This window comes from Micromonospora haikouensis (genome assembly GCF_900091595.1).
In the GTDB taxonomy this organism is placed as follows: domain Bacteria; phylum Actinomycetota; class Actinomycetes; order Mycobacteriales; family Micromonosporaceae; genus Micromonospora; species Micromonospora haikouensis.
Genome location: NZ_FMCW01000010.1, coordinates 107,752 through 122,783, shown reverse-complemented (window position 1 = coordinate 122,783; position 15,032 = coordinate 107,752). Strand labels below are relative to the sequence as shown.

Sequence of the window (15,032 nt, the reverse complement as noted above, 5' to 3'; positions counted from 1 at the left end):
ATGGCCGGCGGTGACGCGACGCCCATGGCCGGCGGTGACGCGACGCCCATGGCCGCCGGGGGGTCGGCCGCCGGCTGGGCCGGCCGGTGGCGGGCCTGGCGGCGCAGCCGTCCCTTCTGGGGCGGCCTGCTCGTCGCCCTCGGCGGCGCCGAGATCCTCGTGACGCTGCGCGCGCCGCTGCCGGTGATCCTGCACGTCGGGCCGCAGGGGCTGGCCGGCTACCTGGTGCCGGTCATCCTGCTGCTGTGCGGCGTGCTGCTGCTGGCCCACCCGCCGCAGCGGCTGTTCTACGCGCTGGTCTCCCTGGTGCTCGCCCTGGTCTCCTGGCTGACGTCCAACCTGGGCGGCTTCTTCGTCGGGATGCTGCTCGCGCTGGTCGGCGGCTGCCTCGCGTTCGCCTGGACGCCGGTCAAGGCGCACCGCCGCCCGGCCGGGGCCGCCCGCAGCGGTTAGCGGGCGGGGTGGGCGGCGGTGTCCCGGACCGCCTCGGCGAACACCTCGGACCGGTGCTCGAAGTTGCGGAACCGGCCGTAGCTGGGCGCGGCCGGCGAGAGCAGCACCACCCCGCCGGCCGGGGTCACCTCCCGGGCCCGGCCCACGGCGGCCACCAGGCCGTCCACCACCTCGGCCCGCACCTTCGGCAGCCCGGCCAGGGCGGCCACGATCCGCTCCCCGCTGTCGGGGATGCCGAGCACGGTGATCTCCCGCTCGGCCAGGTGCTCGCGCAGCGGGGCGTAGTCCAGCCCCCGGTCGGTGCCGCCGACGATCACCGTCAACGGCCGCCCCTCGTACGCGTCGATGGCGTGCATCGCCGCGTACGGGCTCGTGGCCAGGGTGTCGTCGACGAAGGTGAGCCCGGACGGGTCGGCGATCTCGGTGAGCCGGTGGGCCAGGCCCTGGAACCCGGCCACCGCGACCGCGAGGGTGTCGGCGCGGGCCGCCACGTCCACGCCCAGCGCGTCGAGCACGGCGAGGGCGACGCAGAGGTTGCCCTCGTTGTGCCGGCCCACCAGGGGCAACACCGCGCGCGCGAACAGGGGCCGGTCGCCGAGGTGGAACCAGGGCGTGCCGTCCGGGCCCGGGGCCACGTGCGTGGTGTCCGGGGAGCCGGCGCGCACGGCCGGCCGGCCGCCCAGCTCGGCGGCGAGCCTCGGGTCGGCCCCGTTGACCACGATCGTCTGTGGCCCGTGCGCCAGCAGGTTGAGCTTGTCCCGGTAATATTCCCGCTCGCCGCCGTGCGCGTCCAGGTGCTCGGGGAAGAGCGCGGTGACCACCGCCACGCGCGGCGAGTCGGTCAGGTCGGCGCACTGGTAGCTGGACAGCTCCAGCACGTACAGGTCGGCGTCGGGCAGGTCGAGCAGCGGCACCCCGATGTTGCCGCCGAAGACGTTCGGCCGGTCGACCGCCGTGAGCAGGTGACTGATCAGGCTGGACGTGGTGGACTTGCCCTTGCTGCCGGTCACCCCGACGGTCCGCCGGGCGTGGTCGGCCATCCACAACGCACTGCCCTGGGTGACGGTGACCCCCCGGCGGCGCAGCTCCACCAGCCACGGGTGGGTGTTCGGCACCCCGGGCGAGCGGACCACCACCTCGGCGGCGGCCAGCCGGGCGAAGCCCTCCTCGCCGGTGACCAGCGGGGCCGCCTCGGCCAGCGGCCCCTCCCAGGGCAGGGCCAGGAAGTTGGCGCTGTCGTCGACCGCGACCAGGCCCGCCGGGCCGTGCGCGGCGATCGCGATCACCGCCGCCCGGCCCTCCCGGCCGGCGCCCCAGACGGCGACGGTACGTCCGCGCAGGTCAGACAGGCGCACGGGGGATCTCCTCCACGGTCGGGCACGTCGGCGGGCCGGTCCGACGCAGCCGGGCACGGCCGGACGAACCAGGGCCTAGTATGGCGTGTGCCCAACGAGCAGCTCCGGCGGATGGACGCCTTCACCTTCCCGTCCTACTCGATCGACCTCGCCACCGGCGAGGCGTTGTTCGACTACGCCCTCACCGGCCCCGGCGGCGAGCAGCGGTTCACCGAGGCGATCACCCTCCCCCTGCCGGCCGAACCGCCGTCCGACGCGACGGTCGCCATCCTCGGCCGGGTGCTGGAGCTGCTGCACGTCGTCGCCGGCGTCAGCTACTACAAGGCCGCCGCGCCCCGCCGGCTGGTGCTGCCGGCGCCGCTGGGCGGGGCCGCCGCCGCGCTGGTCACGGCCGTCTACACCAAGGGCCTCGCCGAGTACGCCTACCGCAACCAGCTCCCGCACGTGCTGGAGCTGACCCCGGAGATCCCCGCGGGCTCGGTGTCGCCCGCGCGGGCGTACGACAACTCCGACCTGCGCCCCCTGTCGGCCGTCGGCGGGGGCAAGGACTCCATCGTCAGCCTGGAGGCGCTGCGCCGCGCCGGACTCGACCCGGTGCCGTTCTCGGTCAACCCGAACCACGTCATCGTCGCGGTCAACGAGGCGTCCGGGCTGGCCGCCCTCGCGGCGCGGCGGCGCATCGACCCGGTGCTGTTCGACCTCAACGCCGCCGGGGCCCGCAACGGGCACATCCCGGTCACCGCGATCAACTCGCTGATCGCGGTCGCCACGGCCGTGCTCAACGGGCTCGGCCCGGTGGTGATGTCCAACGAGCGGTCCGCGTCCGACCCCAACCTGGTCTGGAACGGCCACGAGATCAACCACCAGTGGTCCAAGGGGGTGGAGGCCGAGGGGCTGCTGCGGGCGGCGCTGGCCGAGCACGCCGGGCTCACCGAGCCCTACTTCTCGCTGCTGCGCTCGCTGTCCGAGCTGCACATCGCCCGGCTCTTCGCCGAGATCGACCGGTACGACGACGTGGTGACCAGCTGCAACGCCGCGTTCAAGCTGCGCGACGCGAGCGAGCGCTGGTGCCGCGACTGCCCGAAGTGCCGGTTCGTGTTCCTGGCCATGGCCCCGTTCATGCCGCGCGAGCGGGTCGTGCGGATCTTCGGCGGCGACCTGCTGGCCGACGAGTCCCAGCTCCCCGGCTACCGGGAGCTGCTCGGCGTGGACGGGCACAAGCCGTTCGAGTGCGTCGGCGAGGTCGAGGAGTCGGTGGTGGCGCTGGGCCTCCTCGCCGAGCAGGAGCAGTGGCGCGCCGCCCCGGTCGTGCGGGCCCTGGTCGACGCGGTGCCGGAGACGGCCTGGTCGGCGGCGGCCACCTCGGACGTCTTCACCCCCGGCGGCCCCCACTTCGTCCCCTCCGCCTACGCGAAGGCCCTCCTGCCCGGCTGATCAGGGGGCGCGGACGGCGTCCAGGGCCAGCAGGGCCACGTGCAGGGACAGGCACACCTCCACCGAGTCGAGGTCGGCGTCGAGGATCCGGGCGATGCGGGCCAGCCGCTCGTAGAACGCCGGCCGGGACAGGTGCGCGGCGGCGGCCGCCGCCGACTTGTTGCGCCCCTGCTCCAGGTACGCCCGCAGGGTGCCGAGCAGCTGCTCGCGGGGGTGCCGGGCGTCGTACGCCAGCAGGGCACCCAGCTCGCGCTCAACGAACGTCTGCAGGCGCGGCTCGTCGCGCAGCAGGTGCAGCAGGCCGGCCAGCCCGACGTGCGGCAGCCGGAAGATCGGCAGGTCCCGGCGGTCCCGGCGGGCCGCGTCGGCGACCTGCCGCGCCTCGACCAGCGAGCGGCGCGCCTCCCGCAGGCTGCCCACCCCGGAGCCGGCGGCGACGATCACCGCGCCCGCACCGTTCCCCCGGGCGGGCTCGGGCGTCCGGGCCGGTGCGGGCTCGGCGGCCCTCGGCCCGGCGGCGTCGACCCGGTTGCGGCGCAGCGCGGCGGCGAAGCCGGCCAGCGCCCGTTCCTCCGCCGCCGGGTCGGGCAGGGCGAGCAGCACGCCCACCGACTGGTCGTCGACGGCGCTGCTCAGCCCGGTCAGCTTCGCCTCGCGCAGGGCCTGCCCGACCGCCTCCGACAGGTCCCGCAGCCGGGCCGGCCCCGCCTCCGGGTCCACCGGTGCGGGCCCCTCCGGCGGGGTCCCGTCGGCGGCCGGCTCGTCGCCGCGGTAGCGCACCACCACGCCGACGAGGTGCCGGCGCTCCAGCACCACCCCCAGCGCCCGCGCGCGCAGGGCCACCTCGTCGACCGGGCGGGAGTGGTCCAGGAGGGCGGTGAGCAGCGTCCGGTGGATCTGCCGCTCCAGCCCCTCGGCGTCGCGCCAAATCAGCCGGCCCAGCGCGAGCGCGGAGGCGGCCCGCTCGACGAGGATCGTCAGCCGGGTCGGCGGGGCCTGCGGCGGCGGGGCGACGTCGGCGGGGCCCGGCTCCGGCGCCCCGTCGCGCACTGGCGCGCCGGTGGTCAGCTCCCCGCCGCCCGGCCAGCGCAGCAGCAGCCGCCCCCAGTCCTGCCCGCGGGCCCCGACGGTGGTCACCAGCCAGCCCCGGTCCGCGTCGTACGCGGTCCGCCCCGGCGGGCTGATCCGCCGGGAGTGCTGCTCCCAGCCGTCCAGCAGCAGCTCGGCGCTCTGCCCCGCCGGGTCGTACGCGAGCACCTGCCGCGACAGGTTCTCCAGCACCACCGGGCAGCCGGACAGCTCGGCGGCCTGCCGGACCACCTCGGCCGGGCCGGCGCCCTCGACCGACAGCTCGGTGAACCGCTGGTGGATCTCCTCGGTCGCCCGCAGCTCGGTGAGCTGGGCGTCGACGATCAGCGCGTGCACGGCCTCGGTGACCCGCACGAACGGGGTGGCCCGGCGCAGCTCGACCAGGGGCAGCCCGCGCCGGGCCGCGGCGGCGGCCATCACCCGGGGCACGCCGCTGACATACCGGCGGCCCAGCTCGACGACGAGGCCGGAGACGCCGACGTCGGCCAGCTCGCCGATGAACGCGCGCAACCCGGCGTCCTCGCCGGGCAGCCCGATGCCGGTGGTGAGCACCAGCTCACCGCCGCGCAGCAGGGACGCGATGTCGGGCACCTCCGCCACGTGCACCCAGCGCACCGGCCGGTCCAGGCCGGCCTCCCCGGCCACCAGGCGGGGCGCGCCGTGGCGGATCGGGTCGAGCGCGAGGATCTCACGGACGGTAGGGAACACGGGCGACACGCTACCGTCCGTGACTCCGATCCTGAACAGGCCGCGACGGGGTACGGGCCGCCGATGCCGGGCGACCCGCCGGCCCCGCCGCGACGGGGCTCAGTCGACGCCGAGCTCCATCGCGGCGCGGTCGAGTGCCGCGTCGTCGGCGGAGGAGACGCCCCGCGAGGCGATGGCCTCCGCGCCGCCCTGCGGCATCGCGCCGATCAGCCCCGTCGAGGCCGCCTGCGCCGCGCCGATCATCCGCTGGGGGGCCGCGCCGCCGACCAGGCCGAGGGAGGCGTACTGCTCCAGCTTCGCCCGCGAGTCGGCGATGTCGAGGTTGCGCATGGTGAGCTGGCCGATGCGGTCCGAGGGGCCGAACGCCGAGTCCTCGGTGCGCTCCATCGACAGCTTGTCGGGGTGGTAGCTGAACGCCGGGCCGGTCGTGTCGAGGATCGAGTAGTCCTCGCCCCGGCGTAGCCGCAGGGTCACCTCGCCGGAGACCGCTGCGCCGACCCAGCGCTGCAACGACTCGCGCAGCATCAGCGCCTGCGGGTCCAGCCAGCGCCCCTCGTACATGAGCCGGCCGAGGCGGCGGCCCTCGTTGTGGTAGTTGGCCAGGGTGTCCTCGTTGTGGATGGCGTTGACCAGCCGCTCGTACGCGGCGTGCAGCAGCGCCATGCCGGGCGCCTCGTAGATGCCCCGGCTCTTGGCCTCGATGATCCGGTTCTCGATCTGGTCGGACATGCCCAGGCCGTGCCGGCCGCCGATGGCGTTGGCCTCCAGCACCAGGTCGACGGGGCTGCCGAACTCCTTGCCGTTGATGGTCACCGGGCGGCCCTGGTCGAAGCCGATCGTGACGTCCTCGGTGGGGATCTCCACGGCCGGGTCCCAGAACTTGACGCCCATGATCGGCTCGACGGTCTCGATGCCGGTGTCCAGGTGTTCGAGCGTCTTGGCCTCGTGCGTGGCGCCCCAGATGTTGGCGTCGGTCGAGTATGCCTTCTCGGTGCTGTCCCGGTAGGGCAGGCCGCGCTCCAGCAGCCACTCCGACATCTCCTTGCGCCCGCCCAGCTCGGTGACGAAGTCGGTGTCGAGCCACGGCTTGTAGATGCGCAGCTGCGGGTTGGCCAGCAGGCCGTAGCGGTAGAACCGCTCGATGTCGTTGCCCTTGAACGTCGAGCCGTCGCCCCAGATCTGCACGTCGTCGGAGATCATCGCCCGCACCAGCAGGGTCCCCGTCACGGCCCGGCCCAGCGGCGTGGTGTTGAAGTAGGCCCGCCCGCCCGAGCGGATGTGGAACGCGCCGCAGGTCAGCGCCGCCAGGCCCTCCTCGACGAGGGCGGCGCGGCAGTCGACCAGCCGGGCGACCTCGGCGCCGTAGCTGAGCGCGCGGCCGGGCACCGAGGCGATGTCGGGCTCGTCGTACTGGCCGATGTCGGCCGTGTAGGCGCAGGGGACGGCGCCCTTGTCGCGCATCCACGCGACCGCGACCGAGGTGTCGAGGCCGCCGGAGAAGGCGATGCCGACACGTTCGCCGATGGGCAGGGAGGTGAGAACCTTGGACACGGGGAAGATTATTCATCACGCCGCATGGTCATGCAAGCGGACGCGCCCGACGCGACGGGCGTCACTCCCCGCCCGTGGCTACCCGCCGAACGGCGGGTCGTCGCGGCCCAGCTCCCAGAACGCCACCGCCGCGGCGGCGGCCACGTTCAACGAGTCCACCCCGCGCCGCATCGGGACGACCACCCGCACGTCGCTGGCGGCCTGGGCCGCCGCCGTGAGGCCGGGCCCCTCCGCACCCAGCAGCAGCGCCGCCCGGGCGCGCTGCGCCGGGGTCAACCGCTGGATCGGCACCGCGTCCACCGCCGGCGTCAGGGCCAGCACCGTGAACCCCGCCTGGCGCACCTGGTCCAGGCCGTCCGGCCAGCGCTCGAACTTGGCGTACGGCACCGCGAAGACCTCGCCCATGCTGACCCGCACGCTGCGCCGGTAGAGCGGGTCGGCGCAGGTGGGCGACAGCAGCACCGCATCGACGCCGAGCGCGGCGGCCCCCCGGAAGATCGCGCCGAGGTTGGTGTGGTTGTTGACGTCCTCCAGGATCGCCACCCGCCGCGCGGCGGCGAGCACCCCGGCGACGTCCGGCAGCGGCCTGCGCCGGAACGAGGCGAGCACCCCCCGGTGCACGTGGAAGCCGGTCGCCTTCTCCAGCACGTCCGGGGTGGCCGCGTACACGGGGGCGTCGCCGGTGTCGAGGTCGGCCAGCTGGTCGACCCGCTTCGCGTCCACCAGGAACGACCGCGCCGGATAGCCGGCCCGCAGCGCCCGGCGCAGCACCAGCTCCCCCTCGGCGATGAACAGGCCGTGCGGCGGCTCCCACCGGGTGCGCAGCTCCACGTCGGTGAGGGCGCGGTAGTCGGCGATCCGGTCGTCGTCGGGGTCGGTGATCTGCTGCACGGGCATCCGGCGATTCTGCCGGACCGCGCCGCCGGCCCCGAGCGCCGGTCGCCGGTCGGCGTTTTCCCGGCGTACGACGGGGAACGGTGATCCGGGACAGCGGACGCGACCGGAGGGACCCTGCGGGTGAACGCGAACCAGGCCGGCGAGCCGGCACCGGACGGGCACGGCGGGCTGCCCAGGGACGCCACCGTCGCCGACCACATCGTGGCCCGGCTGGCCCAGTGGGGCGTACGCCGCTACTTCGGCTACCCCGGCGACGGCATCAACGGGATGACCTCGGCGCTGCAACGCGCCGGCGACCGGGCGGAGTTCGTCCAGGTGCGCCACGAGGAGACCGCCGGCTTCGCCGCGTCGGCGCACGTCAAGTACGGCGGCGGGCCGCTCGGCTGCGCCCTGGCCACCAGCGGGCCGGGCGCGATCCACCTGCTCAACGGCCTGTACGACGCGAAGCTCGACCACCAGCCGGTGGTGGCCCTGGTGGGGCACACCGCGCTGACCGCCGAGGGGGGCGGCTACTACCAGGAGGTCGACCTGCTCGCCCTCTACAAGGACGTCGCCTCGGCGTTCCTGGCCCAGCTCGACGACCCGTCCCAGGTGCGGCACCTGGTGGACCGGGCCTGCCGGACGGCGCTGGCCCGGCGCACGGTCACCGCGCTGGTCCTCCCCTCCGACGTGCAGGACGAGCCGGCCGTCCCGGACCCGCCGCACGCGCACGGCTACTACCACACGTCGGCTGTGCCGAGCAGCGCCACGACCGTGCCGCCGGAGGCGGACGTCCGCCGGGCGGCGGAGGTGCTGCGCGGCGGCGAGCGGGTGGCGATGCTGGTCGGCCAGGGCGCCCTGGGCGCGGAGGCCGAGGTGCGGCAGGTCGCGGACCGGCTCGGTGCGGGCGTGGCCACCGCCCTGCTCGGCTTCACCGCCGTGGACCACCGCGAGCCGTGGGTCACCGGCGCGATCGGGCTGCTCGGCACCCGGCCGAGCTGGCAGCTCATGCGCGACTGCGACCGGCTGCTGATCGTCGGCAGCAACATGCCGTACTCGGAGTTCTACCCGCCGCAGGGGCAGGCCCGGGGCGTGCAGATCGACGTGGACGGCTCCCGGCTGGGGCTGCGCTACCCCACCGAGGTCAACCTCACCGGCGACGCCGGCCCCACCCTGCGGGCGCTGCTGCGCGAGCTGGGCCCCGGCACCGCCCCGACCGCCTGGCGGCAGCGCATCGCCGACGCCACCGCCGGCTGGCACCGCGCCCAGCGGGAGATCGCCGGCCAGTCCGCCGACCCGGTGAACCCGCAGGCGCTGTTCGCAGCGCTGGACGACCAGCTCCCCGGTGACGTCATGCTCGCGGTGGACTGCGGCACCTGCACCGCCTGGTACGCCCGGCACCTGCGGCTGCGCCCCGGGATGCTGGCCAGCCTCTCGGGCACCCTGCTGTCGATGGGTGGGGCCATGCCGTACGGGATCGCCGCGAAGCTCGCCCACCCGGACCGGCCGCTGATCGCCCTGCTCGGCGACGGGGCGATGCAGATGAACGGCGTCAACGAGCTGATCACCGTGGCGAAGCACTGGCGGAGCTGGCCGGACCCCCGGTTCGTGGTGCTGGTGCTCAACAACCGGGACCTGGCGTTCGTCAGCTGGGAGCAGCGCTCCGGCGAGGGCACGCCGATGTTCCCGGCCAGCCAGGACCTGCCCGACGTGGCGTACCACCGGTGGGCGGAGGTGCTCGGCCTGCACGGCATCCTGGTCGACTCCCCCGACCAGGTGCCGGACGCCTGGCGGCGCGCCCTGGCCTCCGACCGCCCGACGGTGATCAACGCGATGGTGGACCCGGCCGAGCTGATGCTGCCGCCGCACTTCACCGCCGCGCAGGCGCGCAAGACGGCGGCGGCGGTGCTGCGCGACCCCGACCGGGCGGGCATCGTCCGCCGCGGCCTGCCGGCCGCCGTGTCCACCTGGCGCCCCCGCCTGCGGTGAAAGGAAGGGCCCCTTCTTAACGCATACGGTAGAGAAGGGTTCCCTTCTCACACCCGCGCACCGCGCGACGGCCGGCCCGTCGCGCGGTGCGCGGGGCGTCGCGCGGGGCGGGTGAGGCGGGGGCCGGGTCGCGCGCGGTGGGTAGGGTGGCGGGGCATGAGACGCCCCGTGCTGATCGCGCTCGTCGGCGTCGACGGCTCCGGCAAGACCACCCAGGCGCGGGCGCTGGCGCGGCGGCTGACCGCGCGGGGCGTACCGGCCGCGTACTTCGAGAACGCCGGTGGTCGGCCGCTGTGGAACAGGCTGGCCCGGGCGGTCGGACGGCCGGACGGGGTGGCGCTGTTCGGGCGTACCTGCTATCCGGTCGTCGAGGCGGCGGTGCGCGCGGCCGCGATGGCCCGCACCCTGCTCTGGTCGTGGGCGACCGGGCGCACGGCGGTGCTGGACCGGTGGACCTACTGCCAGTACGTGATCATGCGGGCCCGGGGCGACCGGTTCGGGCGGGCGGTGCGCGCGGCGTACCGGATGTTTCCCGCGCCGACGGTGGTCTGCTTCCTGGCCGTCGCGCCGGAGGTCGCCCAGCGGCGGGTGCTGGCCCGCGGCATCGACACTGAGGAGCTGACGCACCTGCGCGCGCTGGACGCCGCCTACCGGGCGCTGCCGGAGTTCGGCGGATTCGTCGTGCTGCCCGGCGACGGCGACCCCGACGAGGTGGCCGCCGCGCTGGACGGGGTGGTCGCGCCGCTGGTCGACGGGCAGGGCGCGGCGGCGGGCTCCTCCGGCCCGGATGCTGCGGCGGCTGGTTAAGAAGGGGCCCCTGCTCTACAGAAAGCGTTAACAGGGGGCCCTTCCTTGCACCTCAGCCGCGGGCGCGGTTGAGCCAGCGCAGCACGTCCGGCGGGAGGGTCTCCTGCGGGCTCGGGGTGGGCGTCGGCTGCGGGGCGGGGCGGTGCACCTCGCCGGCCAGTTCCCGGCTGGGCGGGGTGAAGTCGCGCACCGGCTGGCCGTCCACGGCGGCGCGGATCGTCCGGGCCACCGCGGCGATGACCTTCGCCTGCACGGCCGAGCCGACCGCGTCGCCCGGGTCGTCGGGGTTGGCGGCGATGCCGGCGACGGCGACCTGCGGGGTGAAGCCGACGAACGTCTCCGTGGCGGCCCCCTCCGAGCTGCCGGTCTTGCCGGCGACCGGTCGCCCGACGATCGTGTCCACGGCGGTGGCGGTGCCGCCGTCGCACTGGCCGTAGGTGGTCTGCTGGCCGACCGGGCAGCGGGCCGCGTCGGTGGCCGCCCGGGCCACGTCGGCGTCGAGCACCCGGCGGCAGGACGGCTCGCCGACGTCGACCTCGTCGCCGTCGGCGGCGGTCACCGACACCACGGGCAAGGGCGTGCAGTACGTCCCCTCGGCGGCCACGGTGGCGTAGGCGTTGGCGAGGTCGAGGGGGGTGGTGGCCGCCACCCCGAGGGTGAATGATCCCCAGTTGGCGGCGTTGTCGCGGGCGAAGGCGGCGTCGGCCTCGGCGCGGAAGGTGATGCCGAGGCGCTGGGCCATCTCCACCACCTTCGCCGGGCCGACCTGCTCCGACAGCCACACGAAGTACGTGTTCACGGAGCGGCCGAAGCCGTCCCACATGGTGCGGTAGCCGTCCATCCACTGCGGGTTGGCGTTGGCGGGGCACCACTTGCCGCCGCAGCTGGCCTCCCCCTCGGCGGCGTACCGGGTGGGCAGCCGGCTGGGCGCGTCGAAGCCGGTGGCGAGCTGCTTGCCGTTCTCGAGCGCGGCGAGCATGGTGAACAGCTTGAACGTCGACCCCGCCTGGTATCCGTCGACGCCACCGCCGCCGGAGATCAGCGGGTTGACGGTGTTGGGGTGGTTGGTCTGCCCGTCGGGGTTGGCGTCGAGGCCGTAGTGCCGGTTGACCGCCATGGCGAGCACCCGGCCGGTGCCGGGCTGCACGGCCGCGATGGGCAGGGCACGCTTGTCGTCGTACCCGTAGACGGCCGTGGCCTGCTGCTGCGCGGTCTGCTGGAGCTTCGGGTCCAGCGAGGTGACGACGGTGTAGCCGCCCCGGCGCAGCGCCTGCTCCCGCTCGGCGACGGTCTCGCCGAACGCGGGCTGGGTGAGCCACCACTGGCGCAGGTAGTCGCAGAAGAAGCCCCAGTCGTCGTGGCCGTCGGCGACGGCGGTGCAGCCGTTGGGCTGCTGGGTGGGGCGCAGGGTCACCTTCGCGGTCTTCGCGGCAGTCGCCTGCTCGGCGGTGATCCTGCCGGTGGCGGCCATCGCGTCGAGCACGTACGCCCGCCGGGCCAGGGCCGCGTCGGCGTCCCCGTCGATCGGGCTGTACGCGTCGGGCGACTGCACCAGGCCGGCGAGCAGCGCCGCCTCGGGCAGGGTCAGCTCGGCCGGGGACTTGGCGAAGTAGCGCTGACTGGCCGCCGCGATGCCGTACGCGCCGGAGCCGAAGTACGCGATGTTGAGGTAGCGGTTGAGGATCTCGTCCTTGCTGAGCCGCTGCTCCAGCGCCGTGGCGTACCGGATCTCCTGGAGCTTGCGCCCGACGGTCTGCTCGGTGGCCGCGGCCCGCTCCTCGGCGGTGCGGTTCGGGTCGGTCTTGAGCACGTTGCGCACGTACTGCATGGTCAGCGTGGAGCCGCCCTGCTCGGTGCCGCCGCCGGTGACGTTGGCGACCAGGGCGCGGGCGATGCCGCGCAGGTCGGTGCCCCCGTGGGAGTAGAAGCGCCGGTCCTCGGCGGCCACGATGGCCTCGCGCATCACCGGGGCGATGTCGGCCAGCGGCACGTCGGTGCGGTTGACGTCGTAGAACGTGGTGATCAGCGTCTTGCCGTCGTTGGCGTACAGGTACGACCGCTGCGGGGTGGTCGGGGTGCGCAGCGCCTCGGGCAGGGCCGCGTAGGACCCGACGGCCGACTTGGCGGCGTAGCCGAGCAGCAGGTTGGCCGGCAGCGCGGCGGCGGCCAGCGCGAGGCCGGCGAGCAGTCCGGCGAGCAGCACGGTGAACAGCCGCGACAGCGGCGACCGGGGTGGCGGCATGCAGCCAAGGGTTGCCACGAAAGCCGCGATCCGACCACCTCCGGCGGCGGGTTGTCGGCTATTTCACCGGCGGCCGCCGGCGTTCTGGGTGCGGATCGTCCCTGCTCGGTGGCCCTGTCCGGCTTCGCGATCCGGAACGGGACATTGACTTTCAACAATGTTAGCGCTAACAACGAAGTGCCTGGACGCGTACAACGCGGGCACCGCCAACGGCACGCGGGTGGTGATCTGGGACTGCAACGGCCAGGCCAACCAGCAGTGGACCGTCAACGCCGACGGGACGATCCGGGGTGCGCAGTCCGGCCTGTGCGTCGACGCGTCGGGAGCCGCCACGGCAAACGGCACGAAGATCGTCCTCTGGACGTGCGGCTCCGCCGACAACCAGCGGTGGAGCTGGCGCTAGCTGGCTGGCAGCCGACGATCGGTCAGCCGGCGGCGAGCGGGCCGCCGGCCGACCCGGCGCCGGAGGCCGGGCCGCCCGCCGGCCCCAGCCCAGGGCCGGTCGCCGTCGCGACGCTGGCGCTAGCGGCGTCCCGGGCGATGGCGGCGGGCACGAGCCGGCCGGACCGGTAGCCGATGCCGATCCCCGCGACCAGCACGAAGATCGCCCCGAAGGTCTGCACCGAGCCGACCAGCGCGCCACCGATGCCGAGCAGCGGGGCGGCGATCATCATCATCGTGCCGTCGCCGAGGCTGAACATGCCGGAGCGGGCCACCGCCCAGCCGGTGAGGAACCAGCCCGCCGTGTAGCAGGTGGCACCGACCAGGACGAGCGTGCGGGCGGTGGTGCCGAAGACGGGGGCCTGCTCGGCCAGCCCGGCGAAGGGCAGCATGAGCACGGTGCCGGCGATGCTGGCCAGCAGGCCCGCGGCGGCCACCCGGCGGCTGCGGGTGGCGGCGAGCAACCCGGTCAGGGCCAGCAGGGCCAGCAGGCCGAGCCAGACGGCGGCGACCCAGCCGACGAGGTAGAGCTGACCGCCGTCGGCCGGGTACGGGTCGTTGCCGACGCCGCCGTCGCTGGCCATCGCGACGGCGCCGTAGAGCAGCGCGTACGCCGGCAGGAGCCAGACCGACGCGCGGCCGAAGCGGCGCAGCGACCAGGCCCAGGTGGCGTTGGTGGCGGGGGCGGCCGGGCCCGGCTCGGTGACGAACGGCAGCACCCCGAACCCGCCGCCCGTGCGGCGGGTGCCGAGCGGACCGGCCGGGTCGTGCGCGCCGGGCACCGGCGGCCGGGAAAGGAACTTGTCCAGCGGATCCTTCATGCGACACCTCGCTGCGCTCGTCGGCGGGGCGGGACGCGCCGCGGCGCCCCGGTCCTGGTCACGACCCGTCCTGTCGGACCGATCGTGTCAGGCACCGGAGCGCCGCATGAGGATTATTCGCATTCCCGGCCGGCGGGCGGGCGACGCGAGCGCCGGGCGTCAGCCCCGTTCGCGCTGGTCGGCCGGGTCGGTCAGCAGGCTCGCCGGGGAGACCGGCTCCGGGGCCGGCAGGCCCTGCGGGGCGGTGCCACCGGTGGCCTGCGCCTCGGCGACGCGTACCTCGTCGTGGATCTGCTGGGCCGCGGCCGCCGCCGCCTGCGCGGCCTCGGCGGCCTCGCGCTCGACGGCGCTCGCCCCGTCGGCGGCCTCCGGCGACGGCGCGTCGCCGACCATCTGGCTCAGCCCGCCCAGCGCGCCGCCCATCCCCTCCAGGGCCTTGGTCAGCTCCGCCGGGACGATCCAGACCTTGTTCGCCGTGCCGTTGGCGATCTGCGGGAGGGCCTGGAGGTATTGGTAGGCGAGCACCTTCTGGCTCGGGTTGGCCTGGTGGATCGCGTCGAAGACCGTGCGGATCGCCTTCGCCTGGCCCTCCGCCTGCAGGATGCGGGCCTGCCGGTCACCGTCGGCCCGCAGCACCGCCGCCTGCTTCTCACCCTCGGCGGTGAGGATCTGCGACTGCTTGTGCCCCTCGGCGTTCAGGATCGCGGCGCGGCGGTCCCGCTCGGCGCGCATCTGCTTCTCCATCGAGTCGCGGATGCTCGGCGGCGGCTCGATCGCCTTGATCTCCACCCGGGTCACCTTGATGCCCCACCGGCCGGTCGTCTCGTCCAGCACGCCCGACAGGTGCCGGTTGATCTCCTCCCGGCTGGTCAGCGCCCGCTCCAGGTCCAGCGAGCCGATCACGTTACGCAGCGTCGTGACGGTGAGCTGCTCGATGGCCTGGAGGAAGTTCGAGATCTCGTACGTGGCCCGGACCGAGTCGACGACCTTGAAGTAGAGCACCGTGTCGATCGAGACCACCAGGTTGTCGGAGGTGATCACCGGCTGGGGCGGGAAGCTGACCACCTGCTCGCGCATGTCGACCTTGGTGCGCACCGCGTCGATGAACGGCACCAGCAGGTTCAGGCCCGGGTTGAGGGTGCGCTTGTACCTGCCGAGCCGCTCCACCACGTCCTGGCGCTGCTGCGGCACGATCCGCACCGCCTTGATCAGGGTCACCATGGCGATCAACGCCACGGCGATCAACAGCACCGACACAAACTCCAT

12 protein-coding genes are annotated in these 15,032 nt (G+C 74.7%); 5 read left to right on the top strand and 7 right to left on the bottom strand.

The window, feature by feature from the left end; genetic code table 11:
* Positions 1 to 453, top strand: coding sequence for a DUF6114 domain-containing protein (locus GA0070558_RS12260; RefSeq protein WP_256091895.1), 453 nt, complete (start codon positions 1 to 3; stop codon positions 451 to 453).
* Here GA0070558_RS12260 and murD read toward each other — a convergent pair.
* Positions 450 to 1,808, bottom strand: a complete 1,359-nt coding sequence (murD, locus tag GA0070558_RS12255; RefSeq protein ID WP_091278636.1) for a UDP-N-acetylmuramoyl-L-alanine--D-glutamate ligase — start codon at positions 1,806 to 1,808, stop codon at positions 450 to 452. The two genes, GA0070558_RS12260 and murD, sit on opposite strands and share 4 nt — an antisense overlap.
* An 87-nt stretch (positions 1,809 to 1,895) precedes the next feature.
* Here murD and GA0070558_RS12250 point away from each other — a divergent pair, with 87 nt between their 5' ends.
* Complete coding sequence (locus tag GA0070558_RS12250; protein WP_091278633.1) at positions 1,896 to 3,242, top strand: MurL-like N-terminal domain-containing; 1,347 nt, start codon at positions 1,896 to 1,898, stop codon at positions 3,240 to 3,242.
* Here the strand turns inward: GA0070558_RS12250 and GA0070558_RS12245 are convergent, their stop codons facing one another.
* The 3 genes from GA0070558_RS12245 to GA0070558_RS12235 all read right to left on the bottom strand — a co-directional run bounded on the left by GA0070558_RS12245 (position 3,243) and on the right by GA0070558_RS12235 (position 7,487).
* The gene (locus GA0070558_RS12245) at positions 3,243 to 5,039 is read right to left on the bottom strand and encodes a PucR family transcriptional regulator (protein ID WP_091278630.1); all 1,797 of its coding nucleotides are present in this window, start codon (positions 5,037 to 5,039) and stop codon (positions 3,243 to 3,245) included.
* 99 nt (positions 5,040 to 5,138) lie between these two features.
* Positions 5,139 to 6,590, bottom strand: a complete 1,452-nt coding sequence (argG, locus tag GA0070558_RS12240) for an argininosuccinate synthase (protein WP_077939237.1) — start codon at positions 6,588 to 6,590, stop codon at positions 5,139 to 5,141.
* A gap of 78 nt (positions 6,591 to 6,668) precedes the next feature.
* A complete protein-coding gene (locus GA0070558_RS12235; protein WP_091278897.1) occupies positions 6,669 to 7,487 on the bottom strand; it encodes a TrmH family RNA methyltransferase in 819 nt (272 codons plus the stop codon).
* Between the two features lie 120 nt (positions 7,488 to 7,607).
* Here GA0070558_RS12235 and GA0070558_RS12230 point away from each other — a divergent pair, with 120 nt between their 5' ends.
* Entirely contained in the window at positions 7,608 to 9,455 is a 1,848-nt protein-coding gene (locus tag GA0070558_RS12230) for a thiamine pyrophosphate-requiring protein (RefSeq protein WP_176734191.1), read from the top strand.
* Positions 9,456 to 9,611: 156 nt separating this feature from the next.
* Positions 9,612 to 10,262: a dTMP kinase gene (locus GA0070558_RS12225; protein ID WP_256091894.1), complete on the top strand. Its 651-nt coding sequence runs from the start codon at positions 9,612 to 9,614 to the stop codon at positions 10,260 to 10,262.
* A 52-nt stretch (positions 10,263 to 10,314) separates the two neighbouring features.
* Here GA0070558_RS12225 and GA0070558_RS12220 read toward each other — a convergent pair whose 3' ends face one another.
* A complete protein-coding gene (locus GA0070558_RS12220) occupies positions 10,315 to 12,504 on the bottom strand; it encodes a transglycosylase domain-containing protein (protein ID WP_256091893.1) in 2,190 nt (729 codons plus the stop codon).
* 157 nt (positions 12,505 to 12,661) lie between these two features.
* Here GA0070558_RS12220 and GA0070558_RS12215 point away from each other — a divergent pair, with 157 nt between their 5' ends.
* Entirely contained in the window at positions 12,662 to 12,907 is a 246-nt protein-coding gene (locus GA0070558_RS12215; RefSeq protein ID WP_091278623.1) for a ricin-type beta-trefoil lectin domain protein, read from the top strand.
* A gap of 22 nt (positions 12,908 to 12,929) precedes the next feature.
* On the opposite strand, the gene GA0070558_RS12210 is transcribed toward GA0070558_RS12215, so the two are convergent.
* Together GA0070558_RS12210 and GA0070558_RS12205 are read right to left on the bottom strand one after the other, a co-directional pair.
* Entirely contained in the window at positions 12,930 to 13,766 is an 837-nt protein-coding gene (locus GA0070558_RS12210; RefSeq protein WP_091278621.1) for a hypothetical protein, read from the bottom strand.
* A 159-nt stretch (positions 13,767 to 13,925) separates the two neighbouring features.
* The gene (locus tag GA0070558_RS12205) at positions 13,926 to 15,032 is read right to left on the bottom strand and encodes an SPFH domain-containing protein (RefSeq protein WP_077939231.1); all 1,107 of its coding nucleotides are present in this window, start codon (positions 15,030 to 15,032) and stop codon (positions 13,926 to 13,928) included.